The sequence below is a fragment of the Saccharopolyspora flava genome (assembly GCF_900116135.1).
GTDB classification, from domain to species: Bacteria; Actinomycetota; Actinomycetes; order Mycobacteriales; family Pseudonocardiaceae; genus Saccharopolyspora; species Saccharopolyspora flava.
In genome coordinates this window covers 308708-334008 of the sequence record NZ_FOZX01000005.1, presented here as the reverse complement: position 1 = coordinate 334008, position 25301 = coordinate 308708, and the positions used below count along the sequence as shown (strand labels likewise).

The window sequence follows — 25301 nt, the reverse complement described above, 5'->3', positions numbered from 1 at the left end:
TATGGCCTGCGCGGCCTGTCTCTAGCGTCGGGTGCATGTTCCGCTCAGCTGCCGAGTGCCTGTCGGCGATGCGCACCGGTGAGGTGTCCTCGCTGGAGTTGACCGAGGAGTCCATCGCCCGCATCGAAGCGCACGACCGAGAGATCAACGCGCTCTGCGTGCGCGACTTCGACCGCGCCCGCCACGCCGCGCACCAAGCCGACCGCGCCCGCCGCGAAGGCCGGGAGGCGCCGCTGCTGGGTGTTCCGGTCACGGTCAAGGAGTGCTTCGACATCACCGGCCTGCCCACCACCTGGGGTATGCCGCAGCACCGCCACCACTACCCGGCCGCCGATGCCGTGCAGGTGGAGCGGATCAAGGCGGCCGGGGCGGTCGTGCTCGGCAAAACCAACGTGCCGCTCGGATTGCAGGACCTGCAGAGCTTCAACGACATCCACGGCACCACCCGCAACCCCTGGTGCCACGACCGCACGCCGGGCGGGTCCTCGGGTGGGTCGGCGGCGGCCTTGGCGTGCGGATTCGGGGCGCTGTCGCTCGGGTCGGACCTGGCCGGGTCGCTGCGCACTCCCGCGCACTTCTGCGGGATCTACGCCCACAAACCCACCCTCGGCCTGGCCGCCACCCGCGGCATGGTCGCCCCGGGCGAACCGGCGCTGCCCGTGGAGCAGGATCTCGCCGTGGTCGGCCCGATGGCACGCACCGCCGGTGACCTCGCCCTGCTGCTGGAGGTCATGGCCGGGCCCGACCCGCTCACCCACGGCAAGGCGCACCGGCTGCGGCTACCGCCCGCACGTCACCCACGGCTGGAGGACTTCCGGGTTCTGGTGCTCGACGAGCATCCGCTGATCGCGACCAGTGCAGCCGTGCGCGCAGGGGTGGAGCGGGTGGCCGCGGCACTCGGCGACGGCGGCGCCCGGGTCGACCGGGGCAGTGCGTTGCTGCCGGACCTGGCCGAGGCCGCCCGGATCTACACCCAGCTGCTGTTCTCCGGCTCCACCGCGCACTTCCCCCTCGACGCCTACGACGATCTCCGGGACCGCGCCGCGCACTTCGATGCGGGGGACCGGAGCCTGGAAGCCACGCGGTGGCGGGCGATGGTGTGCAGCCACCGCGACTGGATGCACGCGCACCGGCTCCGCGAACTGCACCGCCACCGATGGCGACGCGTGTTCACCGAGTTCGACGTCGTGGCCTGCCCGATCACACCCACCCCCGCCTTCGGGCACGACCACGACCCGGACCTGCTGGGCCGTCGCATCGACGTCGACGGCGTCGGCTACCCGTTCTTCGACCAGCTCGTGTGGGCGGGCCTGGCCACCATGCCCGGCCTGCCGGCCACCGCCATCCCCACCGGACCCGACGAGGACGGGCTGCCGGTCGGGATCCAGCTCATCGGCCCGGCCTTCGAAGACCGCACCCCGCTGCACCTGGCCGCACTGCTCGACCAGCGACTCGGCGGATTCCGCGCTCCGGGTACCTCCTGCGGGCCTCGGGTGCGGTGATCGGCGGCTCGGTGGGGATGCGGCGGGGGCGATCGCGTCGCGCAGCGCGGTTGTGGCGCTTCCCCTCACACCCGGCGCGGAACCGTCACTGACGAATCCACGCGCGGCCCAGAGGGTGGGGAAGGGGAGCTCCTCCGAGGGTCCGCCCGGGGTCCGGTCCTCTCACGCAGGCGTGCGCATCCCGCCGGTCGGCGAACGAACCCCCACCCAGTTCTCGCGTCGTGTCAACACCCCTCCAACCAATTACGTTATTAACGTTATGACACAAACGAAACGGAACACTGACGAGGGAAAACGGACAGAAGGGAGGCGCGCATAATCGCGCTTATGTGCGGTAAGATGGGATCATGGAGATTCAGGCCGCGGGTGGCGGCAGTGCGGTGGGCAACCGGGCGCAAACGGAACTGCTGGCCGCGACCACGCGCACGGGCCACACCCTCACCGCGCTGATCGCCTCCTGGCTGGGCTCGTTCACCGACTCCGCCGACACCCGCGCCGCCTACACCCGGGACCTGCGCGAGTACCTGGACTGGTGCACCCGCCGCGACCTGGACCCGCTGGGCGTGCGGCTGCCCGAGGTGCAGATGTACGCCGCCGAACTGGCCGCCACCCCGAACCCGCGCACCGGCAAGCCCCCGGCGGCCTCCACCCGCGCCCGCAAGATCGCCGCGATCTCCAGCTTCTACACCCACCTCGTGCGCGCCGGAGCGATCGACGCCAACCCGGCGCGCGATGCCTCCCGGCCCCGCTACGACCGCCGGCACTCGCCGACCGCCAGCGTCTCGGCCGAGCAGGCCTCGGTGATGCTCACCGAGAGCCGCACCTACCGGCACCGCACCCTCGGCCCGCAGGCCGCCGCGCTGGTGATGGCGCTGCTGATCGACCTGGGGGTGCGGGTCTCGGAGCTGTGCCAGGCCGATCTCGCCGACCTCGGGCACCGGGAGGGCATGCGGGTGCTCACGGTGCGGATGAAGGGCGGCAAGGTCCGCACCCGGCCCATCCCGCACGGACTGCACGGGGTGCTCGACGCCTACCTGCAGCAACGCCCCGACGCCGACACCGACGCACTGGTGATCACCCGCGACGGGCGGCGCATCAACCGCCACCAGGTCTACCGGCTGGTGCAGGCCATGGCCGCCCAGGCCGGGGTGCCGATGCCGCAGCGCATCACCCCGCACTCGATGCGCCACACCTTCAACACCATCGCCCGCCAGTACGGAGCGGCCCTGGAAGACCGCCGCGACGCGCTCGGGCACTCCTCGGCGGCCATCACCCAGCTCTACGACCACGTGGCCCTGTCGCTGACCCGCGACCCGGCCCACCTGGTCGCCGAAGCGACCCGATCCCAGCCGGATTCGGACGAGCAATCCCCTTGATCATTTAGGTCACGGTGACGAAAAGAATCTTGGGTGTGCGGCGATGAGTTTCGGCCGCCGGGGTAGTCCCCAGTACATGACGACACACACGCCCACTTCCACGACCGTCACCAACATCGGCGTCACCATGTTCACCGTCGCCGACCAGGACACCGCCCTGGACTTCTACACCGGCAAGCTCGGCTGGGAGGTCCGCGGCGACACCCGCTTCGGCCCGAACGACGAGTACCGGTGGCTCGAAGTCGCCCCACCCGGATCGACCGCGCGCCTGGCCCTGAACCCACCCATGGGCGGCGGCCAGCCGGGCGGCAGCGGCATCGGCGTCGAAACCGCCGACGTGCACGGCGAGTACGAGCGGCTGCGCGCCCTCGGCGGGGTCCAGATCGACTCCGAACCCGAATCCGGCCCGGGCTCACCGCTGCTGTTCATGATCAGCGACCCGGACGGCAACCACATCGCCGTCGTCGAAGCCTGACCATCCATTCTCAGGAGGCGCCGAACAGCGAGACCACGCTGTCCGGCGCCTCCTGGCCGAAGAATGTCTCCAGGTTGCGCGCCGAGCGGGCGGCGGCCTCCCGGCTGCGGGAGAAAAGCCGCTTCTCGTAGGCGGCGAGCGCGGCCTCCACAGACGCGTGCCCGGCCAGCTCGTGCGCCAGCTCGGCGCCGTCGAGCAGGGCGAGGTTGGCGCCTTCACCGGCGAACGGCGACATCAGGTGCGCGGCGTCGCCGAGCAGCGTCACCCCGGGCACCCGGCCCCAGCTGAGCCCGACGGGCAGCGCGTGGATCGGCCGCAGCCGCGGCGGCACGTCGCTACCGCTCACGAACGCGGTGAGCGAGGGCGACCAGCCGTCGAACTCCCGGGCCAGGAGGCGCAGACCGGCGGCCGGGTCAGCGAAGTCGACCTGGCGCATCCACTGCTCGGGCCTGGTCAACGCCACGTACCCGCGCACACCGCCCTGCGCGTCGCGGTGGACGATGATGCCCTGGCCCGGCGCGACCGCCATCAACGTGCCGCTGCCGATCCCGGCCACGCTGTCCCGATGCCCTGGGGAGAGGGCGATGTCGACGAAGCAGGTGCCGCTGTAGCGCGGCTCGGCGTCGGTGAGCAGCGGCCGGACCCTCGACCACGCGCCGTCCGCGCCGACGACGACCTCGGCGCGGACCGTGGAGCCGTTGGTGAACGTGAGGTCGGCGCCGCCGGCCGGGTGGGGCCGGAGCGCGGTGAGCCTGTGCCCCCAGCGGATCGTTCCGGGCACGAGTGAGTCGATGAGCAGGCGCCGCAGTTCGCCGCGATCCACCTCGGGCCGGGATGAGCCGGGGTCGGCGGGCCGGTCGAGCAGGATCGTGCCGTGGCGGTCGACGACGCGTTTGGCGTCCTCTCCCGGCCGCACCAGGGCGTGGAACTCGTCGGATAGGCCCGCCGCGTGGATCGCGGCCTGCCCGGATGGTTCGTGGATGTCGAGCAGGGCGCCCTGGGTGCGGGCGGTCGCCGAGTCCTCGGCCTCGTAGATCGTGGCGGTGATGCCGCGGGTGTGCAGGACCCGGGCGAGCATCAGCCCGCCCAGTCCCGCGCCGATGATGGTGACGCTGGTGTGCATGCAGGGTTCCTCGGTTGCGGTCGTCCTGGTGGGGAGCCGCTTCACCGATCGGAACCGTCGGTGTGCGCGCGATGTCCGGCGACCAAGCACAGCGGGACATCGTTTTTCGCGACACCGCGAATCTAGTGCGGCCGGGCGCGGGCGAGCAAATCCCGAACGGCCCGGTTCACCGTGCGGAGTTGAGGCGGGCGGCTTGGCGCAGGAGGTGGTCGCGTTCGGCGAGGCTGCCCGCTGCACGTGCCGCCTCGGCGTACAAGTCCGCGGCCCTGGCCGGGTTTCCGGCGTGTTCGGTCAGGTAGGCGTGGGTGGCGGTGTAGCGGGGCACCGATGGGTCGCAGTCGGCCAGCGCGGCCAGGCCCGCTTGCGGACCGCGGGCTTGGCCCACGGCGACGGCCCGGTTCAACCGCACCACGGGTGAGCCGGTGATCTCCAGCAGTTCGTCGTACCACTCGACGATCTGCGGCCAGTCGGTGTCGGCCGCGCTCGGGGCGTCGGCGTGCAGGGCCGCGATCGCCGCCTGCGCCTGGTACTCGCCCAGCCGGTCGGCGGCCAGCGCGTGCTGCAGGATCGCCACGCCTTCGCTGATCAGGCTGGTGTCCCAGAGGTTTCGGTTCTGCTCGGCCAGCGGCACCAGGCGTCCTCGGGGGTCGGTGCGTGCCGGGCGGCGCGCGTGGTGCAGCAGCATCAGCGCCAGCAGGCCCCGCACCTCCGGGTCGTCGGTGATGCCCGCCAACCGGCGGGTCAGGCGGATGGCCTCGGCGGCCAGGTCCACCTCGCCGGTGTAGCCCTCGTTGAACACCAGGTACAGCACCCGCAGCACCGTGCCCACCTCGCCGGGCCGGGTGAAGCGGGCGCCGGTGACGGTGCGCTTGGCGCGGCTGATGCGCTGGGCCATCGTGGGCTCGGGAACCAGGTAGGCCTGGGCGATCTGGCGGGTGGTGAGCCCACCGACCGCGCGCAGCGTCAACGCCACCGCCGAGGCCGGGCTCAGGCTCGGGTGGGCGCACAGGAAGTACAGCTCGAGCGTGTCGTCGGTGCCCGGGACGGTGTCGGGTTCGGGTTCGGCGGTGGCCTGGGTCTCGCGGCGTCGGCGGGCGGTGTCGCTGCGTACCGCGTCGAGGAACTTGCGCCAGGCGGTGGTGATCAGCCAGCCCTGCGGGTCCGTCGGTGGGGTGTGCGGCCAGGTGCGCACCGCTTCGAGCAGGGCTTCCTGCACGGCGTCCTCCGCCGCGGCGAAGTCGGCTCCGCGGCGGCGCAGGACGCCGATGACCGCCGGGCTCCACGCCCGGATGTCGGTGTCGTCCACCGGTTCACTCGGTGATGGTGGGCGGTGCGGTCAGGAACGGGCGCAGTTCGAGCCACTCGTGGATGGGGTTTCCGCCGGCGCCGGGGGCGGCCGAGAGTTCCCCGGCCAGTTCCAGGGCGCGGTCGTAGGAGTCGACGTCGATGATCATCCACCCGGCGATGAGGTCTTTGGTCTCGGCGAAGGGTCCGTCGGTGACCGGCGGGCGGCCCGGGCCGTCGTGGCGCACCCACGTTCCTTCCGGGGCCAGTGCTTGGGCGTCGACGAACTCGCCGGTGGTCTTGAGGCGGTCGGCGAAGTCGTTCATGTAGCGCATGTGCGCGTCGACCTCCTCGGGCGCCCACTGCTCCATCGGCACGTCGTTGACGGCTTCCGGAGCGCCTCGGTAGTGCTTGAGCAGCAGGTACTTGGCCATGATCATCGTCTCCCTCGGAGGGTGTGCGGCCATTGTGGCCGTCTTTCACCCCGGGGACGGTGCCGAAACCCGATTCTCGACATCGGCTCCGATGTTTTTCCCGGACGTGTGCGGCTCAGGAGGTTCGCAGGTGTTGCTGAGCCCACTGTTCGAAGCTGGTCAGGTCGATGCCCCAGCGCACACTCCGGGCGGGCCGGTTCCCAGGGCGCGGCCCGTGGCGCCGGTGACCAGAACCGGTGTTGCGGCAGTGTTCATGTGCGCCTCTCCTCGGTTTCGCCCGCGCCCGGCGCGAGGCTCGTCGTGGTGTGCGGGGTCAGCGGGCGCGCAGGCAGAAGGGATGTCCCGCGGGGCTGGCGTAGACGCGGCTGCCGGCGCCGGTCTCGCCGGTGGGGTGCAGTCGGGTGGCGCCGGCGTCGGTGGCGGTGCGGTCGGCGGTGGCGAGGTCGTCGACGGCGAAGTCGAGGTGCATCTGCTGCGGGGTCCCGTCGGGCCACTGGGGGCTGGGCTGGTTCGGGGCCGACTGGATGACGATGACGGGGATGCCGGGTGCCTGGATGAAGTGGTGGGTGGGGGTGCGGTGGATCGAGCCGCCGAGCATCCGGTGCCAGAAGGTGCTCTCGCTGTCGATCTCGGCGGCGTCGATGATCACCGAGGTCAGGGTGAAGGCCATGCCGGTGGTCCTGTTCTCGTCGTTGGGGCGCGCGCCCGGGAAGGTGCCGGGCGCGCAGGGGGCTCCTCCGTAAGATGAACCCGACTCCGGAAACGGTACTCCTAAACGGAACCAGACTCACCTTAGGAGGTGGCGTGAGCTCCCCACGGCCGCTGCGCGCCGACGCGCGCCGCAATCGCCAGGCCCTGCTCTCGGCGGCCCGCGAGGCGTTCCTGGAGGCCGACACCGACGTGCACGTCGAGGAGATCGCCCGCCGCGCCGGCGTGGCCGTGGGCACCCTCTACCGCCACTTCGACACCCGCGAGGCGCTGATCGCCGAGGTCTACCGGCAGGAGGTCGACGACCTGTGCGCGCAGGCCGACGACCTCCTGCACCGGCACGCCCCCGAGGAGGCGCTGCGGCGGTTCCTGCTGCTGCTGGTCGACCACGCCGCGATCGGCAAGGGGATGTCGGTCGCGCTGGAGAGCATCATGGCCACCGACTCACCGGTCTTCGACGAAGCCCGCGAGAGCATGGCTCAGGCCCTGTCCCGGCTGATCGAGGCCGCGAGCTCGGCCGGTGCGGTGCGCGAGGACATCACCGGCGCCACCCTGCTGCGGGCGCTGGGCGGCGTGTGCTCGATGCGGGTGCGCGAGGGGTGGCTGCGCGAGGCCCAGCAGATCACCGAGCTCCTCTTCGACGGCCTGCGCCGAGGGGGCTGAACGGTCAGCGTCGGGTGAGGATGGTGGTGGTGTTGGCGGCCACGATGGCGGTGATGGCGGCCCACTGGGTGGTGTCGAGGTGCTGGTCGAGGATGAGCAGGCCGGTGGTGGCCGCCAGGACCGGGTTGAGGCTCATGACGATCGCGAACAGCGGGGCGGTGACGTGGCGCAGGGCCAGCGCGTCGCACAGGAACGGCACCGCTGAGGACAGCACTCCGGCGGTGATCGCGCAGCCGAGCGCGGGCCCGGTCGGTGGGTGGGTGGCCAGCACGCCGATACCGATGGGGACGAACACCAGCCCGGACAGTCCGCAGGCGGTGGCGGTGCCCTGCGCGCCGGGCAGGCTGCGCCCCAGGGCGCGGTTGAGCAGGATGTAGCAGGCCCAGCAGACCGCGGCCAGCAGCGCCAGGCCCATGCCGAGGTAGTCGGTGCTGGGTTGCGGGCGCATCAGCACCGCCACCCCGGCCCCGGCCAGCAGGGCGCAGGCGAGATCGATGCGACGCCGGGATCCGGCCAGGGCCACGGTGAGCGGCCCGAGGAATTCCAGGGTGACGGCCAGGCCCAGGCCGATGCGGTCGACGGCGCTGTAGAGGGCGAGGTTGATGATCGCGAACACCCCCGCCAGGGCGAGGACCAGGCGCCACTGGGCGCGGGTGAACTCCCGCCAGCGCGGGCGGGTGGTGGCCAGCAGGGCCACGGCGGCGATCCACTGGCGGATCGCGACGACACCGGCGGGGGTGAGGGTGTCGAAGGCCAGCGCCCCGATCGCGGCCCCGGTCTGATTGGACAGGGCGCTGCCGCTCATCAGCACCACCCCAGTCCCGCGAGAAGTGGTGGTGGCCGGGGCGGTGGGGGTGTGCGCGGTGGTCATGGTGGCCAGCCTGCCCCGGCGGGTTCGTTGCGCATAATGCATCCGCCACGCCGCCGATACGCTTGAGGTATGGATGTGGAGCTGCGGCAGCTGAGATGCCTGGTCGCGATCGTGGAGGCGGGCAGTTTCACCGATGCCGCCGTCGAACTCGGCCTGTCCCAGGCTCAGGTGTCGCGCACCCTGGCCGGGCTGGAGAACGCACTCGGGGTGCGGTTGCTGCGGCGCACCAGCCGCCGGATCGCCCCGACCGCCGCCGGCACCCGGGTGCTGGCCCGTGCCCGGCGGGTGCTGGCCGAGACCGACGAGCTGGTGCGCGAGGCCACCAGCGGGGAGGCCACCAGCGGGGAGGCCGGGGTGCGGGTGGGGCACGCGTGGTCGGCCCTGGGCCGCCACACCGTGGACTTCCAGCGGCGGTGGGCGCGCACCTTCCCGGAGGTGCGGTTGCAGCTGGTGCGCACCAACTCGGCCACCGCCGGGCTGGCCGAAGGAGCCTGCGACGTGGCGGTGGTGCGCTCCGAACCCGACCGCAAGCGCTTCTCCGACGTCGTGGTGGGGTTGGAACGCCGCTACTGCGCGATGGCCACCGACGACGCCTGGGCGCGGCGGCGTTTCGTGCGGCTGCACGACCTGGCCGAGCGCACCGTGCTGCTCGACCGCCGCGCCGGTTCCACGACGCCGCAGCTGTGGCCGCCGGAACACCGCCCGGCCTTCGAGCACACCTCCGACGTCGACGACTGGCTCACCGCGGTCTCCAGCGGCCGGGTCGTGGGCATCACCTCCGAGGCCACCCTGACCCAGTACCGGCGCAGCGGCGTGGTGTTCCGGCGGGTGCGCGACGCCCCGCCGATCCCGGTGCGCGTGCTGTGGTGGCGCGACGAACGCCACCCGCACACCGGCAAGGTCGTCGACCTGCTCACCGAGCTCTACCGCGGGTGAGGGCCCTTTGTGGTGGGGGTGGGGGAAGTTTTCATGAAAACCGTCACCCACCGGGTGGGTGCGGCCGCACCCCCTGATGGTTCCGGCCGCCGGAATCGGTGCGGTTGCGGACATCGATGAGCGCGACGTTGTGAGAGGCCCACGCGTGCGCGGTCTTCAGGAAGTAGCGGTCGTTTCCCCACTCACTCGGGTTGGCGGGGATGGTGGCCAGCCACGTGTGGTGATCGTGGTGGGGGTCGAGGCCGGGCACGTCGGTGATCTCGAACGGCGGCCGGGCGATGACGAAGAAGGCGTGCCCTTCGCACACGTAACCGCGTTTGACCACGATGCGCGGCTCGCCGTGGATCCAGCGGAAGGTCACGCCGAAGTTGAAGTAGCGGGAAATGGGTTTCTTGGGCATGTTTCGGACCGTAGGACGATCTTGATCTCGCGGTCTCGCGTGCGCGATCGTTTCCCCTCGTCATTCGGCGAGCGGCACGACGACGCCCGTTCGCCGAACCCACCACGGCGTTTCCCGCCCGGCGTGTCCCGGCATCACCGAACGACGACGGCCCGCCCGGGTTTTCAGCCGACGACGGCCCGCCACAGGACTTCCCCGTCGGCCACGACGTCGGTGGGGCGCAGTCCCAGGGCGCGGGCCACGGCCTGGGAGGCGTCGTGGCAGGGGTGGATGTGGGCCCGCAGTTCCACGATCCCCCGAGCCCGCAGCCACGCGACGACGCCGGTGGCGGCTTCGCGGGCGTAGCCGTGGCGCTGGTGGTCGGTGGCGATCACCCAGGCCAGTTCGGCGACGGTCGCCGAAGGGCCGGTCCGGGACAGGGTGGCTTGGACCGTGCCGAGGAGCCGCTGGTCGGATCGGCGTCGCAGCATCCAGTTCAGCCATCCCCGCCGGCCGTCGGGGGAACAGCCCACCGACCGCCTGCGGTAGGTGGCCTCCAGTTCCTCGCGGGTGCGGGGACGACCACCGGTCCAGCGGTGCAGGCGCACGTCGTCGAAGACCGCGGCGGCCTCGCCGGCGTGTGAGACCCGCAGCGGCTCGAGGTACAGCCGCGCGGTGGCCAGGGGCGCGGCCTGCGGCCACGGGCGGGTGGTGGACACGTGATCGAGCCTAGTGCGGGGATGCCGGGTTACCGGGGTGGTCGGTGTCGTTGCGGTTGGGTGAACCGGGGCGGTGCGGGTGGTGCTGGCGCTTACGATCACGCGATTCGCGGCTGTTCGAGATCGCTGGGAGCGCACATGTCCGACGAGGCCAGACCCGACACGCCAACCCGCAGCACCCGACCGGTGGGGGTGCTGGATCGCTACTTCGAGATCACCGCGCGGGGTTCGACGCTGTCGCGGGAGATCCGGGGCGGGTTGGCGACGTTCTTCGCGATGTCCTACATCGTGGTGCTCAACCCGCTGATCGTGGGCACCGCGCCCGATGCGACGGGGGCGACGCTGGGGGTCGGGCCGGTGGCCTCGGCGACGGCGCTGGCCGCCGGGGTGCTGACGATCCTGATGGGCGTGATCGGCCGGTATCCGTTCGCGATCGCGGCCGGGCTGGGCCTCAACGCGTTCCTGGCCTCGGCCGTGGCCACCCGCATGACCTGGGCCGATGCGATGGGTCTCATCGTCATCGAGGGCGTGATCATCACCATCCTGGTGCTGACCGGGCTGCGCACCGCGGTGTTCAACGCCGTGCCCGCGCAGCTCAAGACCGCCATCAGCGTCGGCATCGGGTTGTTCATCGCGCTGATCGGGTTCGTCGACTCCGGTTTCATCCGCCGGATGCCCGACGAGGCCGGCACCACCACACCGGTGCAGCTGGGCATCAACGGAAACCTCGCCGGGTGGCCGGTGTTCGTCTTCGCCGTCGGGCTGCTGATCACCGCCGCGCTGGTGGCCCGCCGCGTCAAGGGCGCGATCCTGCTGGGCATCGTCTCCACCACGGTGCTGGCCGTCATCGTCGAAGCCCTCACCCACACCGGGCCGGCCACCGGCGAGGACGGGTCGAGCAACCCGCGCGGCTGGAGCCTGGTGGTGCCCGCGCTGCCCGACCGGCTCCTCGACACCCCGGATCTCGGGCTTCTGGGGCGGTTCAGCCTGCTCGGATCCGTGCAGAACGTGGGTCTGGTGGCGGTGCTGCTGCTGGTGTTCACGCTGCTGCTGGTCGACTTCTTCGACACCATGGGCACCGTCGTGGGCCTGGGCGCCGAAGGCGATCTGCTCGACCGCGACGGCACGCTGCCGGGCATCGGGCGGGTGTTTCTCATCGACTCGCTGGCCGCCATCGGCGGTGGCGCCGCCTCGACCTCGTCGAACACCACCTACGTCGAATCCGCCGCCGGCATCGGCGAAGGCGCCCGCACCGGCCTGGCCAGCGTGGTCACCGGGGTGCTGTTCCTGCTGGCGATGCTGTTCACCCCGCTGATCTCCACCGTGCCGTTCGAAGCCGCCAGCCCCGCGCTGGTGGTGATCGGGTTCCTGATGCTCACCCAGATCCGGGCGATCGACTTCAGCGACCACGGGCTGGCGATCCCGGCGTTCCTGACGATCGTGGTCATGCCCTTCAGCTACTCCATCTCCGCGGGCATCGGCGTCGGGTTCATCGCCTACGTGGTGATCCGCAGCGTGCAGAAGCGGGCCCGGGAGATCCACCCGCTGATGTGGGTGGTCTCGGCGCTGTTCGTGCTCTACTTCTGCGTCGAACCCCTCACGGAGCTCCTCGGGGCGTGAGGGCCGGTCACGGTGCGAGCAGCATCAGCGCGCCGGCGTGCATCGCGATCACCGGGAACGTGGTGGCCACCGCCGCGGTGAACAGCACCGACTGCACGATCACCCCGACCCCGCGCAGCCGGACCACCGCGGCCGCCAGCAGGGCGAGCGCGCCGAGACCGGCCTGGCCCCACCAGTAACGCGGGTCGCTGGTGGTGGCCAGCACCGTCAGACCGTAGCCGGCCTCGCCCAGCAGCACCCCGGCCAGGATCGAGACCCCCAGGGCCGCGCGGGTTCCCGGCGCGCGCGGCAGCCAGTGCGCACCTACCCCCAGCAGCGGCCCGGCCAGCAGCGCGGCACCGGCCCACAGCACCAGCAGCCCACTCGAGGACGGATAGCCGCGCAGCAGATCGGTGAGCCCGTAGCCGGTGAGCATGCCCGCCAGGGCCCCGGCCCCGGCAACCCCGCCCGAGAGCACCGAGGGGGCGGGCAGGGCCAGCACGAACGCGACCAGGCACCAGGCTCCGCTGGAGGTCGCCAGCGGAGCCAACTCCGAAGGCAACCGGCCCTGCGCCAGCGCCGTGGCGGCACCGACCGCGAGTCCCGCCGCCACGGCCGCACCGGCCACGGCGGTGGCGCTGCGCCTGCGGTGACGTCCGGCGGGCGGGGGCATGTCGTGCAGTCTGGCACCCGGCGGGCCCAGCACCAGGCCGGTTCGGTGCAATCCCGGCGCGGCTGGATGGCGGATCCTCCACCACACCGGGGCGCGGGCAAGGCCGTGCCGGACGAGCAGGTGGCCGTTTCGGTCGACGTCGCCGAGTGGCTGGAGGTCAAAACCCGCGCGGTGCTGGCCCATCGCAGCGAGGCGCGGCGCCCTGCCCGCGCAGTTGAGTGCGCTGGACCCGCACGCGCGGCGCGCACTGTTCGGGACCGATGACTCGCAGCGTGGGTGGTGTTCCTAGGTCCAGTGCGCCGGGCGTTCCATACCGGTTGGCAGCAGGGTGGTTTCGTCGCCTCGGGCGGCCGCGACCTGTGGTGGGGTGAGGAACAGGGCGTCGGTGAGGTCGGCGCCGCGCACGTCGGTGTCGCGCAGATCCGTGCCCAGCAGGTCCGCCCACCGCAGGTCGGCGTGGCGGGCGTCGGCGGCGATGAGCAGCGCGCCCCGCAGGTTCGCCGCGCGCAGATCGGCCCGGCGCAGCCGTGCGCCCATCAGGTCGGCCCCGCGGTGCTCGGGACCCGAGTGGGGGCCGCGCACCAGCTGACTGGCCTCGCCCAGCAGGTCCCCGGTGCGGGCGCGTTCGACGGCCAGGTCGACACGGCGCAGCGTTGCGGCGGGGGAGTCGGTGAGTTCCTCGACCTCGCGGCGGCGTTGCTCCAGCCGCGCGTGCAGCGGCGCGGTCTCCTCCCGGTCCAGGGCATCGCGCAGGTACCACAGGAGTTCGTGCAGGCCGCGCATCACCGGCAGCGCCGCGAACATCGCCCCGGCGGACTCCGGGGCCTCACGCCAGGACACGCCGCCGAAGGTGTGCTGCGAGAGGTGCTGGCCGGCGCCGAAGCAGTCGAAGACCGTGCACCCGGCGAAACCCTCCTCGCGCAGCCGCGAGTGGATGCCGCAGGAGAAGTCGCCGGCCAGGTGGTGGCACGGGGTTCCGGCGGGTTTGTCGACGGCGAAGTCCCGCGAGGCCGAGAACGGCAGCGCCACGCAGCACAACCCGAAGCACCGCGCGCAGTCGGCTTGCAGCTCCACACCCGGGATTGTCCCCTCACCAGCGGTGATCACACGCGGCGGGGCCGTTGGTACGGTCACCCATCGTGAGTGAGCAGCCGCAGCGGGCCGAGGACAACGCCGAGGGGATCTGCCGGTTCCCCGGATGCGACCGGGAGGTGGAGCGCCCCAGCGGGCCGGGGCGCCCGCCGGAGTACTGCGACCTGCCCGAGCACACCCGCTGGCGCGCGTGGAAGCAGCGCCAGCGGCTGCAGGCCGTCGCCGAGCAGACCCCCGCCACGGTGGCGGAGGGTTCCAGCGAGTTCGACGGGGCGCGGATGCGGGCCGAGGAACTGCTGCGCCAGTACCGGCTGCTGTCCGAGCAGCTGGGCCGCAACCTGCGCGCCGGTCTGGACGAGCTGGCCACCCTCGCCGACCCGTCGGCCGCCGAGGCCCAGATCCAGGCCGCCCAGGCCGAGGCCGCGCACCGCATCGCCCAGGCCGAGCAGGCCCTGGCCACCGCCCAGCAGCAGCGCCGCGACGCCGAGCAGGCCCGCCAGGCCGCCGAGGCCGCGGCCGAAGACGCCGTGGCCACCGCCGAGAACGCCACCCGCGACGCCGAAACCGCACGCGCCGAAGCCGAACAGGCCCGCCAGGACGCCGAGCAGGCCCGCAGGCAGGCCGAGCAGGAGGTGGAATCGGCCCGCAACGAGGCCGAGGTCGCCGCGGCCGCGGCCCGCCGGGAAGCCGACGGCCTGGTCGCCCGGGCCCGCGACGACGCCGAGGAGCAGATCGCCGCGGCCCACAGCGATCTCGAAAAGGCCCGCGCCGAGGCCGCGGCGCAGGTGCAGGCGGCTCAGCAGCAGGCGCGCCGCGAGGTCGCCGAGGCCGACTCGCGCCGCTCGGAAGCCGCCGAACGCGCCGCCCGCGCCGAGGCCGCCGCCGAGACCGCCCGCGATCAGCTCACCGAACTGCGCCAGGCGCAGCAGGACTCCCGCGCCGAGATCGAGCGCCAGCGCACCGAACTCGCCCAGCTGCGCGAGCAGCAGGCCACCGAGCTCCAGCGGGTCCGCGACGAGGCGGCCGAGCGCCTGGCGGCCGAACGACGTGCCGCCGCCGACCGGCTCGCGGCCGCCGAGCGCGACCGCGACCAGGCCCAGGCCCGCGCCGAACGCGCCGAAAACCAGATCGACGCCCTCACCGCACGCTTGCGCCCCGACACCGACACCGACTGACCACCCCGCACAACGAAACCGGGGGCGTGATCGTGATGATCACGCCCCCGGTTTCGCGTCGATCAGGTCGATCAGACCAGGCCGAGCTTGCGGACGGTGTCGCGCTCCTCGACCAGCTCGTTGACCGAGGCGTCGATGCGGGCGCGGGAGAACTCGTCGATGTCCAGGCCCTGCACGATCTCGAACTTGCCGTCGCGGGCGGTGACCGGGAACGACGAGATCAGGCCCTCCGGCACGCCGTAGGAGCCGTCGGAGACCACACCGGCCGAGGTCCAGTCACCGGCCGGGGTGCCGTTGACCCAGGTGTGGACGTGGTCGATGGCGGCGTTGGCGGCCGAGGCCGCCGAGGAGGCGCCGCGGGCGTCGATGATGGCCGCACCGCGCTTGGCCACGGTCGGGATGAACTCGTCGGCCAGCCAGGACTGCTCGACCTGCTCGGCGGCGATCTTGCCGCCGACCTCGGTGTGGAACAGGTCCGGGTACTGGGTGGCCGAGTGGTTGCCCCAGATCGTCATCTTCTTGATGTCGGTGACCGACACGCCCAGCTTCTGCGCCAGCTGGGTCAGGGCCCGGTTGTGGTCCAGGCGGGTCATGGCGGTGAAGCGCTCGGCAGGCACGTCCGGGGCGTGGGCCTGGGCGATCAGCGCGTTGGTGTTGGCCGGGTTGCCGACCACCAGCACGCGCACGTCGTCGGCCGCACCGGCGTTGATGGCCTCGCCCTGGGGCTTGAAGATGCCGCCGTTGGCCTCGAGCAGGTCACCGCGCTCCATGCCCTTGGCACGCGGGCGGGCACCGACCAGCAGCGCGACGTTGGTGCCGTCGAAGGCGGTGCGCGCGTCGTCGGTGATGTCGATGCTCTCCAGCAGCGGGAAGGCGCAGTCGTCGAGCTCCATCGCGGTGCCCTCGGCAGCCTTGACCGCCTGCGGGATCTCCAGCAGCCGCAGCTTGATCGGGGTCTCGGCGTCGATGAGCTGACCGGAGGCGATCCGGAACAGCAACGCGTAGCCGATCTGACCGGCGGCACCGGTGACGGTCACGGTGACGGGAGCTTTGGTCATTTGGTCTCGTTCTCCTGCTCGACGGGTGGGTGTTGGATCTGTCCCGGGATGCTATCCCCAGCGCGGCCGGGCAGTGGGACACCGGTCGCGGATCACAGCCCCGGCGCGGCGGGACCGATTCAGCCGCGGGTAACCCGCACCACAACCCGGGGGTACGCGGCGGGTCACGGTGTGCGGCCTCCGCTGGCGCGCAGGGTCTGCCCGGTCAGCCAGCGCGCTTGGTGGGAGGCCAGGAACACCGCGACGTCGGCGATGTCGTCGGGGTGACCGAGCCGGCCCAGCGGGCTGGCGGAGGCCAGCCGCTCGGCGTCGTCGCGGCTGAGCCACCCGGTCCGCACCGGGCCGCAGGCGATGACGTTGACGGTGATGCCCTCGGGCCCGCACTCCCGGGCCGCCGACCGCGACAACGACTCCAGCGCCGCCCCGGCCGCCGCAGCCGGGACCTCCCCGGGCGGGCCGCCCGCGCTGTCGGGGATCAGGGTGATGATGCGGCCCCACTCGCCGCGGCGAGCGCGATGACGCCGGTGGTGCTCGGCCATCAGCAGCGCCGGCGCCCGGGTACCGCGGGCGTGGTGCTCGTCGAGACCCGCGCCGGTCACCACCTCACCACCCCAGGCGCGCGTGCCGGTCCGGGCGTGACCGGTGTTGACCACCAGGATCTCCACCGGTCCCAGCCGCGTCTCGGCGGTGTCGTAGACCAGGCCGGGGGCGTGCGGGTCGGCCAGATCCACCGCCAGCGCCTCGGCGAGGTGACCGTCGGCCCGCAACGCCGGGGTGAGGTGATCCTCGGCCCCGGGTTCGGTGCACAGCAGCAGCCGCACCTGCTGGCGGGCCAGGGCGCGGGCGAGAGCGGCCCCCACACCCAGGGCGGTGTCGCATCCGGTGATGACGGCGACGCGGTCGCGCAGTCGCGGATCGATCATGACGATGATCATCCCGCGCCGCCGCCACCGCCGGGGCGCGGGTCGCTGTCGGCCGGTGGCGGCAGGGCTCTAGGCTCTGCGGGCATGGCGCACGGTGAGGACGGGGTCGACCGCATCCAGGCGGCCTGGCGGCGGGAACGCCCGGGCATGCCGGTGGCCTCGATCGGGATCATCACCCGGATCTGGCGCATCGCGAAACTCCTCGAGGACGAACGCCGCCGCACCGACGCGCGCATCGGCCTGGACGCCGCCACCCGCGACCTGCTGTCCACGCTGCGCCGCGCCGGACCCCCGTACCGGCTCGGCGCCGGGGAGATCGCACGCCAATCGCTGGTCAGCGCCGGGGCCATCTCGCAGCGCGTGGCGCGCGCCGAGCAGCGGGGCCTGGTGCGGCGCCGCCGCGACGACGCCGATGGCCGCAGCGTGCAGGTCGAGCTCACCGAGGCCGGTCACCGGCTCATCGAGGACCGCGTCGACGACCTGCTGCGCCACGAGGAAACCCTGCTGGAATCCCTCGACGCCGACCAGCGCGAGCAGCTCACCGCACTGCTGCGGGACCTGCTGGGTGATCTCACCGACCGCTTCGGCGCCGAAGACCGCCCCTGACAGCACCCTCCCGCGGCGGAAAAACCGGTTGTGCCGGGCATTCCCGAGGTGTAGAGGTCGATGAATGCTGCACGAGAGCGGGACCGGTGAGGTCGTGGCGCTGCGCGGCAAGACGGCGACCGCCCGCTGCGCGCCGCTGGCCGGTGTCCCGCGCATGGCACGACTGCTCAGCGCCGAGGCCACCTCCGACCGGGATCTGTGGGCGTTGCTGCGGGCACGGCTGCCGGGCTGGAACGTGGTCTGCGACCTCGATGCGGCACAGCGGCTGATCCGCGCGGGCGCCCGGCCCCGCCGCCACGCCCACACCCTGCACCGCGACCTGCGCGCCGACCCGCCACCACCGCAGTGGGCCGGCCTGGCGCCGCGGGAACCGCTGCGGATCGGCCCGTGCGATCGGGCCGCCGAGGCGCTGGTGCCGGCGTGGCGGGCCGCCTACCCGCCGGGACATCCCGATCACGTCACCGCCGACGACGAGGCCGTGCGCACCTCACTGCTGCAGCCGCTGCTGTCGGGCCGGGTGCTGGGCCCGCTGCTGCCGCACAGCGCCGTGATCACCGACGCCGGGAACGCGGTGGTGGCCGGGCTGATCGTCAACGACCGCGCCGGCACCGCCTGGGTCAGCGACCTGTTCCGCCGCCCCGGCCCCGACACCACCGGTCTGGGTGGGCTGCTGCTGCGGCGTGCCCTGGCGGGGCTGGCCGGTGAGTTCGAGCGGGTGGGGCTGGCGGTGACGGTGGGCAACCCGGCCGAGCGGCTCTACCGGCGGTCGGGGTTCGCGCTGACCGAGACCACCATGACCTTCACCATCACCTGAGGCCCCCGGGCGCGCCGGGAGGTTATGCTGCGGGGGTGATCCGTAGCAGTCGTCTGTCCTGGTGGCGCTCCAGCTAAGGAGCGGCCACCCCACTGCGGTACTTCCCCTCATTCCCAGGGCCGTTCGATCAACGGCCCTTCCTCTCGTGGTGCGCCCGGTCGCGGGCGCGGGTCGTGGATCGGCGCCCCGAGCCACGAAAGGAACTCCTGCGATGACCAGCACCCTCGAGGTCTCTCCCGCGGCGCGGCGCAGCGCCGAACTCGACGCCGAGATCACCGCCGATGCCTCCCGGTTCCGGATCCTCACCGGCGACCGCCCGACCGGCCCGCTGCACCTGGGCCACTACTTCGGCACCCTGCACAACCGCGTCCGGCTGCAGCGGCGCGGCGTGGAGCTGGGCCTGGTGATCGCCGACTACCAGGTGCTCACCGACCGCGACGTGGCCGACGACCTCGATGCCCATGTGCTGGGTCTGGTCGCCGACTACCTGGCCGCCGGCATCGACCCGCAGGAGGCGATGATCTTCACCCACAGCGCGGTGGCGGCCCTCAACCAGCTGATGCTGCCGTTCCTGAGCCTGGTCACCGTCGCCGAGCTGCAGCGCAACCCCACCGTCAAGGACGAGATCGCCCACTCCCGCCAGGCCGGTGTGTCGGGGCTGATGTTCACCTATCCCGCGCACCAGGCCGCCGACATCCTGTTCTGCAAGGCCAACCTGGTGCCGGTGGGCGCCGACCAGCTGCCGCACCTGGAGGTGACCCGCACGATCGCGCGCCGCTTCAATGACCGCTACGGGCCGGTGTTCCCGGAACCGGAGGCGTTGCTGAGCCGGGCGCCGCTGCTGCTGGGCACCGACGGCACGAAGATGAGCAAGTCCCGCGGCAACGCGATCACCCTGGGTGCCACCGCCGCCGACACCGCGCGGTTGATCCGCTCGGCCAAGACCGACGCGCAGCGCCACATCACCTACGAGCCCGGCACCCGCCCGGAGGTGGCGAGCCTGGTGCTGCTGGCCGCGCTGTGCGAGGACCGCGAACCGGGGGAGGTCGCCGCCGAGATCGGTGGGGGTGGTGCGGCGGCGCTCAAGGCGCGGGTGACCGAGGCGGTCAACGCGCGCATGGCGCCGATGCGGGCGTTGCGGGCGGAGCTGGCCGCCGATCCGGGGTATCTGCGGTCGGTGGTGCGGGAGGGCAACGCGCGTGCCACCGAGCGGGCGGAGGTGACCTTGGGGCAGGTGCGCGAGGCGATGGGCACCCGCTACTGATCGGCCGGTCGCCGCAGGTAGGCGCGGGCGAGCCCGGTCAGCCGGGCCACTCCGTCGGTGAGGGTCACCAGGCCTTCTTCGCGCAGCCGCCACAGGTCGGTCTTGACGCGCGCCACGGGCCGGGCCTGGGCGGTGGCGATCTCGGCCGGGCCGGCGGGCTGGTGGGCGAGGGCCTCGAGCAGCGCGCGGGTCCAGGGCCCGCGCGGGGTGCCGGCGTCGAGCCGGGCCAGGCGGGTCTGGATCCGCGCGCGCCGGTCCTCGGTGAGCTCGACCTCGTCGGGCGGGGCCGGGGTGTGGCCGAGGTGGGTGAGGGTCAGGCGCCAGGTGCGGCCGCGGTGCCGTGACAGGGAGGTGCGCAGGCCCTGGGCGGAGCGGAACCCGGCGCGGGCGGCGTCGGTGTCGGTGAGCCGCTCGGGGTCGACCTCGGTGAGCTCGGTGATCTCGATGTCACCGACGCTGGTGGCCACGCGCGCACCGGGGCGGGCGTGCGGGCTGGCCCACCGGAAGTAGGTCTCGGTGATGTGCCCGGCGGCCACGCCGCGCGCGATCCTGTCGCTCAACACGCCCTCCACGATAGAGACTCACCCGAACGGCCCTGCTCGGCCGCGTGTTGATCACGAAACGAGTTCATCAACTACCGGTGTCCCACCGGATGGGGCGACAATCGGGGCATGCTGCAGGTTTGCCTCAACGGCGCCCGGTCACCGCGCGAGCACTTCCACCTGCCGGTGCGGCCGGAGGAGCTGGCCAAGGCCGCCGCCGACGCCGTGGCCGCCGGCGCCACCGACGTGCACCTGCACCCCAAGGGCCCCGACGGCGCCGACACCCTCGACCCGCACGCGGTGGCCGCGACCCTGCGCGCGGTGCGCGCCGCCGCACCGGGCGTCGGTGTGGGGGTGACCACCGGGGCGTGGACGGCCCCGGACACCGACATGCGGGTCCGGTCGATCCGGGCGTGGACGCTGCTGCCCGATCACGCCTCGGTGAACTGGCACGAACCCGGCGCCGACGCGGTCGCCGAGGCCCTGCTGGAACGCGGGGTGGGGGTGGAGGCCGGGATCTTCTCCGGCACCGACGGCGACCACCACTTCAAGCTCTCCCCGCACCGCGGCAAGGTGCTGCGGGTGCTGGCCGAGGTCACCGACCCCACCGCCGGGGGCGCGGCGTCCACCGCCGAGTCCCTGCTGGCCCGCCTGCACCCGGCCTCGGCACCGATCCTGCTGCACGGCGAGGCCGCCGGGGCGTGGCCGGTGCTGCGCGTGGCGGCCCGCCGCGGCCTGTCGACCCGCATCGGCCTGGAGGACACCCTCGTGCTGCCCGACGGCCAGATCGCCACCGACAACGCCGAACTGGTCGCCGCCGCCCGCGACATCCTGACCACCGAGGCCCGCTGACCCCTGCGGCGCGATCGGGGTCACCTCGGCGGTTGGCCCGTCCGGACCAGCGCGATCAGCCACTTAGGATGGTCATCGTCCGACATCGGCCCCGCGCCAACAGGAGCGACGCATGATCTTCATTACCGCCAAGTTCCGCATCAAGCCGGAATACGCCGACCAGTGGCCGCAGATCGCCTCGGCGTTCACCAACGCCACCCGCAGCGAGCCCGGCTGCCTGTGGTTCGACTGGTCGCGCAGCCTGGAGGACCCCAACGAGTACGTGCTCGTGGAGGCCTTCCGCGACGGCGAGGCCGGTGCGGCGCACGTCAACAGCGAGCACTTCAAGCACGCCCAGCAGACCCTGCCGCCGCACCTGGCCGAGACCCCGCGGGTCATCAACACCTCCCTGGAGCAGGACGACTGGTCCCTGCTCGGCGAGATGTCGGTGGACTGAAAACCCACCCCGGGTGCGGGGAAGACCCCGTCGGCTTCCCCGCACCTCAGCTCGCCACGGTCAACCACAACGACGCCACCGCCAAGGCCAGGAACACCCCGGGCGCCGGCAGCGTCGAGACCGTCCCGGCCCGCAGGTGCACGATCACCGCGCCGACGAAGAACACCACCAGTCCCGCCGCCGCGGCCGCACCCACCACCGGCACACCCAGCAACCCGGCCACCAGCCCCAGCGCGGCAGCGCCTTTGAGCCCGCCGAGCACCGGCAACCAGCCGCGCGGCACCCCGTTGGCCTCGGCGTTGGCCAGCACGACGCGGTGCCCGGCGAAGTCGACGGCCGCGCTGAAGGCGTTGAACACGGCGGTCACCGCCACCACGATCACCAACGCCACCACCATCGTCATCCCTCCTTCCACCCGGTATGACGCCCACGCGCCCGCGACTGTGACCGCACTGCTGCGTGGTGGCCCGCAAGCGGCGAGCAACCAGGGCCTGCCGCGGTTGACGTTGGGGCGGATGCGGTTCTAGAGGCCCAGCGGAGCGGCCAGGGCGCGGGCGAGCTCGATCGTGCCGGGCTGCCGACCGTCGGTCTGGGCGGCGAGCACGACGTGGTCGGCTCCGGCCTCGAGGTGCGCGCGGACGTCGGCGGCAACGGTGCCCGGGTCGCCGCCGCTGGCCACGGCGTCGACGAGCCGGTCGCTGAGACCGGAGATGTCGGCGTCGCCGAAACCCATGCGGCGCATGTTGGCCGCGTATCCGCTGCCGGGCATGCCGAGCAGGTTCCGCAGCGGGCCGCGCAGCGTCTCCCGCGCGCGGGAGCGGTCGTCGTCGAGGGCGATCCGCTGGCAGACCACCAGCGTCGCGTCAGCACCGAGCCGACGGCGCGCCGCCGCGGTGAACTCGGGGCTGGTGAACATGGTGATGGCCCCGGCCGAGACCTCGCGGGCCGCGTCGAGCTTGCGGGGACCGAGCGCGGCCAGCAGCCGCCGGGAGGCGGGGATGCGCCCGTCGAAACCCTCGAGGCGCTCGCGGGTGGCGGCGACCGGCTGGGCCTGCAGCCCGCCGAAACCGGCCAGCAACCGTCCCGGCGCCTCGGCTTCGACCTCGTCGAACAGCGCCGTGATCTGCTCGGGGGAGAAGCGGTCGAGCTGGATGATCGCCGGGGCCACCACGGCCGCACGGGTGGCGCGCACCAGATCGGCCAGGATCCGCAGGGTGCGCAGCTGTCCGCTCATCACCCACAGCCCGGTGTAGCCGAGGCCGAAGACCTCGGCGGCGTGCTGTGCCGCGCGGGTGTCGTCGGCCTCGATGCCCAGGCCGATCCGTCCCAGTGCCGCTGTGGTCATCGCTCGCCATCCCCTTCGGCGTTCGCCGGTCGCGCCGGGACGTTCCCGCGCGACCGGAATCAACGCCTCCGCAACCCCTTGTGTTCCCTCAATCGCGCTGGGTGAGGGAACACAAGGGGGAGTGCGGGGTCAGTCGGTGGTGGGGGTCCAGCCGGGCGGGCCGAAGAGGTAGCCGAGCTTGTCGCGCCAGCGCGGGGTGGTGCGGACCTGGCGCAGGATGTCGGCGAAGGGCCCGTATTGCAGGGTCAGGACGTTGTAGGTCTCCACGGGGTGGGTGAGCCCGTAGGTGGGGCGGTGCAGTTCGGGCTGGAAGGTGCCGAACATGCGGTCCCAGATGATGAGGATCCCGGCGTAGTTCTTGTCCAGGTACTCGGGGTCGGAACCGTGGTGCACGCGGTGGTGGGAGGGCGTGTTGAACACGAACTCGATGGGCCGGGGCAGCTTGTCGATGGCCTCGGTGTGGACGAAGAACTGGTAGATGAGGTTGAAGGAGAAAGCGACGTAGAGCGCCCAGGGCGCGAAGCCCAGCAACGGCAGCGGCAGCCAGAAGAAGAACTCGAACCAGGGGTTCCACTTCTGCCGCAGCGCGGTGCCGAAGTTCATGTACTCGCTGGAGTGGTGGGCCTGGTGGGCGGCCCAGCCGATGTTGACCCGGTGCACGAAGCGGTGGTTGCAGTAGTAGGCCAGGTCGAGGCCGAGGGTGAGCACGACCCAGAACCACCAGGTGTCGGTGGGCAGCTGCCAGAGCGCCAGGTGGGTGTAGAGGGCGTTGTAGACGAAGAACGTGCCGACCTTGAACACGGTGAGGAACACCAGCGATCCCACGCCCATGCTCAGGCTGGTGCGGGTGTCCTTGAAGGCGTAGCCGGTGGTGTTGTCGTCGTGATCGAGCCATTTCAGGGCCGCCAGTTCGACGGCGATGCTGAGCAGGAAGAACGGCACCGCGTAGGTGACGGGGTTCTTCATCGGGTCCAGCAAATCGGACATACGCACCTCCCAGGGCAATTGACGGCCGGGTAAGTTACCACTGGGTCACCCGATTCGGTAGACTCCACCGGTGGCCAAAGCAGGAACCAAGGGCGTCGCCCGCGCACAACGCGAACGCCAGATCCTCGACATCGCCGGACGCACCTTCGCCGAACACGGCTACGCCGGCACCTCACTGGCGACCATCGCCGCCGACGCCGGCATCTCCAAACCCCTCATCTACAACTACTTCGGCTCCAAACAAGGCCTGTTCTCCGCCTGCCTGACCCGCGCAGGCGAAACCATCGCCGGCGTCATCGAAAACACCGCCGAACTCGGCCACGTCGGCCCCGAACAAGCCATCCTCAGCCTCGACCGCATCTTCGCCGCCCTGCACGGCCACACCTGGATGTGGCGCATCTTGCGCGACCCCACCATGCCCCCCGAACTCACCGCCCAACACGCCCATTACCAGAACCGCATGCACACCGTCGGCGCCCAAGGCGTCGCCGACATGCTCCGCAAAGCCGACAACCACGACCCCCTCGACGCCTCCGCGCTCACCGCCGCCTGGATCAACGTCTTCGACGCCCTCGTCACCTGGTGGACCGACCACCCCACCGAAACACCCCACGCCATGACCCAACGCGCCGCACGACTGTTCACCACCGTCTTCGGCCCCCTCGACCTCGACGAACTACCGCTGAACAACCGCTGAGGCAACGCCCCGAAGAGGTCATTGACCACCCCCGAACGGCCCCGCGAAGGTGTGATCACCACACACCGCGACCGATGGGGGAAACACCATGCCGCTGGCCAACTACGGCGTGCTCAGCGCCCACGTCCTCGACGCCCGCCGCGAAACCGGCGACACACCGCACTACCAAATCCACCTCGCCGACAACGACAACCGCCACTACCGCGCCGCCGTCAACGTCGAATCCAGCCAACAACCCGACGAACTGCTCTACCTCGCCATCGAGCACTTCCAGCACCCGCTCACCGACGCCCTGCCACCCGCGGGCACCGGCTGGACCGACCTGGCCACCCAACCCGGCGGCGCCGCCCTCGACTACGTCCGCGCCGACCTGCTCACCCGCGAGCAGATGCGCCCCGTCCCACCCGAGGCCGACGGCCCCGACAACGACCTCGCCGACTTCCTCGACCGCCACATCCGCCGCGCCCAGCAAGACCCCACCGCCACCGCCCACCTCTTCGGCGAACCCTGGGGCCCCGAAGACACCCCCGACAAGATCTTCGGCTTCACCCCCGGAGCAGGCGTCCACAACATCCACATGAACCAGGGCAACAGCCGGCAGTTCCAGGACGACGACGGCACCTGGCAGGACGGCGGCCTCCTGCTGCACTTCCCCGACCAGAACCAGTGGATCGCCGTGTTCCTCGCCTTCCAAACCCAGTCCTGGCACACCGACGACAACGGCCACGCACTCCCCGCCGTCGCCACCCAGCACTGACCCCCACCACA

29 protein-coding genes are annotated in these 25301 nt (G+C 72.2%); 14 read left to right on the top strand and 15 right to left on the bottom strand.

Annotated features, from left to right (window positions below; genetic code table 11):
• The first annotated feature begins 35 nt into the window (after positions 1 to 35).
• The 3 genes from BM424_RS17310 to BM424_RS17300 all read left to right on the top strand — a co-directional run bounded on the left by BM424_RS17310 (position 36) and on the right by BM424_RS17300 (position 3353).
• Entirely contained in the window at positions 36 to 1502 is a 1467-nt protein-coding gene (locus tag BM424_RS17310) for an amidase (protein WP_093419029.1), read from the top strand.
• Between the two features lie 347 nt (positions 1503 to 1849).
• Positions 1850 to 2878 (top strand): tyrosine-type recombinase/integrase, encoded by a 1029-nt coding sequence (locus BM424_RS17305; RefSeq protein ID WP_093419026.1) that lies wholly within the window; start codon positions 1850 to 1852, stop codon positions 2876 to 2878.
• 76 nt (positions 2879 to 2954) lie between these two features.
• Positions 2955 to 3353, top strand: a complete 399-nt coding sequence (locus BM424_RS17300) for a VOC family protein (protein ID WP_093419024.1) — start codon at positions 2955 to 2957, stop codon at positions 3351 to 3353.
• A gap of 10 nt (positions 3354 to 3363) precedes the next feature.
• On the opposite strand, the gene BM424_RS17295 is transcribed toward BM424_RS17300, so the two are convergent.
• The 4 genes from BM424_RS17295 to BM424_RS17280 form a co-directional block, all read right to left on the bottom strand.
• Positions 3364 to 4476, bottom strand: coding sequence for an FAD-dependent oxidoreductase (locus BM424_RS17295; RefSeq protein ID WP_093419021.1), 1113 nt, complete (start codon positions 4474 to 4476; stop codon positions 3364 to 3366).
• Positions 4477 to 4642: 166 nt separating this feature from the next.
• Complete coding sequence (locus BM424_RS17290; RefSeq protein WP_093419019.1) at positions 4643 to 5782, bottom strand: RNA polymerase sigma factor; 1140 nt, start codon at positions 5780 to 5782, stop codon at positions 4643 to 4645.
• Between the two features lie 4 nt (positions 5783 to 5786).
• The gene (locus tag BM424_RS17285) at positions 5787 to 6194 is read right to left on the bottom strand and encodes a YciI family protein (RefSeq protein ID WP_093419331.1); all 408 of its coding nucleotides are present in this window, start codon (positions 6192 to 6194) and stop codon (positions 5787 to 5789) included.
• A 313-nt stretch (positions 6195 to 6507) separates the two neighbouring features.
• Complete coding sequence (locus tag BM424_RS17280; RefSeq protein WP_093419016.1) at positions 6508 to 6864, bottom strand: VOC family protein; 357 nt, start codon at positions 6862 to 6864, stop codon at positions 6508 to 6510.
• A gap of 134 nt (positions 6865 to 6998) precedes the next feature.
• On the opposite strand from BM424_RS17280, the gene BM424_RS17275 reads away from it, so the two are divergent.
• Positions 6999 to 7565: a TetR/AcrR family transcriptional regulator gene (locus BM424_RS17275; RefSeq protein WP_093419013.1), complete on the top strand. Its 567-nt coding sequence runs from the start codon at positions 6999 to 7001 to the stop codon at positions 7563 to 7565.
• Between the two features lie 4 nt (positions 7566 to 7569).
• On the opposite strand, the gene BM424_RS17270 is transcribed toward BM424_RS17275, so the two are convergent.
• A complete protein-coding gene (locus BM424_RS17270; protein ID WP_175548136.1) occupies positions 7570 to 8436 on the bottom strand; it encodes an EamA family transporter in 867 nt (288 codons plus the stop codon).
• A 69-nt stretch (positions 8437 to 8505) separates the two neighbouring features.
• Here BM424_RS17270 and BM424_RS17265 point away from each other — a divergent pair, with 69 nt between their 5' ends.
• Positions 8506 to 9372 (top strand): LysR family transcriptional regulator, encoded by an 867-nt coding sequence (locus BM424_RS17265; RefSeq protein ID WP_093419007.1) that lies wholly within the window; start codon positions 8506 to 8508, stop codon positions 9370 to 9372.
• Between the two features lie 43 nt (positions 9373 to 9415).
• On the opposite strand, the gene BM424_RS17260 is transcribed toward BM424_RS17265, so the two are convergent.
• Both BM424_RS17260 and BM424_RS17255 read right to left on the bottom strand, forming a co-directional pair.
• Positions 9416 to 9772: a hypothetical protein gene (locus BM424_RS17260; protein ID WP_093419004.1), complete on the bottom strand. Its 357-nt coding sequence runs from the start codon at positions 9770 to 9772 to the stop codon at positions 9416 to 9418.
• 164 nt (positions 9773 to 9936) lie between these two features.
• On the bottom strand, positions 9937 to 10470 hold the full coding sequence (locus tag BM424_RS17255) for a GNAT family N-acetyltransferase (protein WP_093419001.1): 534 nt from the start codon (positions 10468 to 10470) through the stop codon (positions 9937 to 9939).
• A 138-nt stretch (positions 10471 to 10608) separates the two neighbouring features.
• Here BM424_RS17255 and BM424_RS17250 point away from each other — a divergent pair, with 138 nt between their 5' ends.
• Positions 10609 to 12090, top strand: a complete 1482-nt coding sequence (locus tag BM424_RS17250) for an NCS2 family permease (protein ID WP_093418999.1) — start codon at positions 10609 to 10611, stop codon at positions 12088 to 12090.
• Between the two features lie 7 nt (positions 12091 to 12097).
• Here the strand turns inward: BM424_RS17250 and BM424_RS17245 are convergent, their stop codons facing one another.
• Both BM424_RS17245 and BM424_RS17240 read right to left on the bottom strand, forming a co-directional pair.
• The gene (locus tag BM424_RS17245; RefSeq protein WP_139274091.1) at positions 12098 to 12742 is read right to left on the bottom strand and encodes a DUF6518 family protein; all 645 of its coding nucleotides are present in this window, start codon (positions 12740 to 12742) and stop codon (positions 12098 to 12100) included.
• A gap of 285 nt (positions 12743 to 13027) precedes the next feature.
• Positions 13028 to 13825, bottom strand: coding sequence for a pentapeptide repeat-containing protein (locus BM424_RS17240; RefSeq protein WP_217649746.1), 798 nt, complete (start codon positions 13823 to 13825; stop codon positions 13028 to 13030).
• A 56-nt stretch (positions 13826 to 13881) separates the two neighbouring features.
• On the opposite strand from BM424_RS17240, the gene BM424_RS28890 reads away from it, so the two are divergent.
• On the top strand, positions 13882 to 15009 hold the full coding sequence (locus BM424_RS28890) for a coiled-coil domain-containing protein (RefSeq protein WP_175548135.1): 1128 nt from the start codon (positions 13882 to 13884) through the stop codon (positions 15007 to 15009).
• Positions 15010 to 15080: 71 nt separating this feature from the next.
• Here the strand turns inward: BM424_RS28890 and BM424_RS17230 are convergent, their stop codons facing one another.
• Both BM424_RS17230 and BM424_RS17225 read right to left on the bottom strand, forming a co-directional pair.
• Entirely contained in the window at positions 15081 to 16067 is a 987-nt protein-coding gene (locus tag BM424_RS17230; RefSeq protein WP_093418994.1) for a malate dehydrogenase, read from the bottom strand.
• Positions 16068 to 16231: 164 nt separating this feature from the next.
• Complete coding sequence (locus BM424_RS17225) at positions 16232 to 16990, bottom strand: SDR family oxidoreductase (protein WP_093419323.1); 759 nt, start codon at positions 16988 to 16990, stop codon at positions 16232 to 16234.
• 84 nt (positions 16991 to 17074) lie between these two features.
• Between BM424_RS17225 and BM424_RS17220 the strand changes: the two genes are divergently transcribed.
• The 3 genes from BM424_RS17220 (at position 17075) to trpS (ending at position 19674) form a co-directional block, all read left to right on the top strand.
• On the top strand, positions 17075 to 17596 hold the full coding sequence (locus tag BM424_RS17220) for a MarR family winged helix-turn-helix transcriptional regulator (RefSeq protein WP_093418991.1): 522 nt from the start codon (positions 17075 to 17077) through the stop codon (positions 17594 to 17596).
• 64 nt (positions 17597 to 17660) lie between these two features.
• Positions 17661 to 18410 carry a hypothetical protein gene (locus BM424_RS17215; protein ID WP_093418988.1) on the top strand — a complete coding sequence of 250 codons (750 nt, stop codon included), beginning with the start codon at positions 17661 to 17663 and terminating at the stop codon, positions 18408 to 18410.
• A gap of 211 nt (positions 18411 to 18621) precedes the next feature.
• The gene (gene trpS / locus BM424_RS17210; protein ID WP_093418985.1) at positions 18622 to 19674 is read left to right on the top strand and encodes a tryptophan--tRNA ligase; all 1053 of its coding nucleotides are present in this window, start codon (positions 18622 to 18624) and stop codon (positions 19672 to 19674) included.
• Here trpS and BM424_RS17205 read toward each other — a convergent pair.
• Positions 19668 to 20237, bottom strand: coding sequence for a hypothetical protein (locus BM424_RS17205; protein WP_425442025.1), 570 nt, complete (start codon positions 20235 to 20237; stop codon positions 19668 to 19670). The genes trpS and BM424_RS17205 overlap by 7 nt on opposite strands.
• Before the next feature lie 108 nt (positions 20238 to 20345).
• On the opposite strand from BM424_RS17205, the gene BM424_RS17200 reads away from it, so the two are divergent.
• Together BM424_RS17200 and BM424_RS17195 are read left to right on the top strand one after the other, a co-directional pair.
• Positions 20346 to 21068 carry a 3-keto-5-aminohexanoate cleavage protein gene (locus tag BM424_RS17200; RefSeq protein ID WP_093418980.1) on the top strand — a complete coding sequence of 241 codons (723 nt, stop codon included), beginning with the start codon at positions 20346 to 20348 and terminating at the stop codon, positions 21066 to 21068.
• A 112-nt stretch (positions 21069 to 21180) separates the two neighbouring features.
• Positions 21181 to 21504, top strand: a complete 324-nt coding sequence (locus BM424_RS17195; RefSeq protein ID WP_093418977.1) for a putative quinol monooxygenase — start codon at positions 21181 to 21183, stop codon at positions 21502 to 21504.
• A 46-nt stretch (positions 21505 to 21550) separates the two neighbouring features.
• Here BM424_RS17195 and BM424_RS17190 read toward each other — a convergent pair whose 3' ends face one another.
• The 3 genes from BM424_RS17190 to BM424_RS17180 all read right to left on the bottom strand — a co-directional run bounded on the left by BM424_RS17190 (position 21551) and on the right by BM424_RS17180 (position 23836).
• The gene (locus tag BM424_RS17190) at positions 21551 to 21907 is read right to left on the bottom strand and encodes a DoxX family protein (protein WP_342742626.1); all 357 of its coding nucleotides are present in this window, start codon (positions 21905 to 21907) and stop codon (positions 21551 to 21553) included.
• Positions 21908 to 22027: 120 nt separating this feature from the next.
• The gene (locus BM424_RS17185; RefSeq protein ID WP_093418974.1) at positions 22028 to 22849 is read right to left on the bottom strand and encodes a TIGR03620 family F420-dependent LLM class oxidoreductase; all 822 of its coding nucleotides are present in this window, start codon (positions 22847 to 22849) and stop codon (positions 22028 to 22030) included.
• 129 nt (positions 22850 to 22978) lie between these two features.
• Positions 22979 to 23836: a sterol desaturase family protein gene (locus BM424_RS17180; RefSeq protein ID WP_093418971.1), complete on the bottom strand. Its 858-nt coding sequence runs from the start codon at positions 23834 to 23836 to the stop codon at positions 22979 to 22981.
• Between the two features lie 70 nt (positions 23837 to 23906).
• Here BM424_RS17180 and BM424_RS17175 point away from each other — a divergent pair, with 70 nt between their 5' ends.
• Both BM424_RS17175 and BM424_RS17170 read left to right on the top strand, forming a co-directional pair.
• A complete protein-coding gene (locus BM424_RS17175; RefSeq protein WP_093418968.1) occupies positions 23907 to 24533 on the top strand; it encodes a TetR/AcrR family transcriptional regulator in 627 nt (208 codons plus the stop codon).
• Between the two features lie 88 nt (positions 24534 to 24621).
• Entirely contained in the window at positions 24622 to 25290 is a 669-nt protein-coding gene (locus BM424_RS17170) for a YukJ family protein (protein ID WP_093418965.1), read from the top strand.
• Positions 25291 to 25301: the final 11 nt, after the last annotated feature.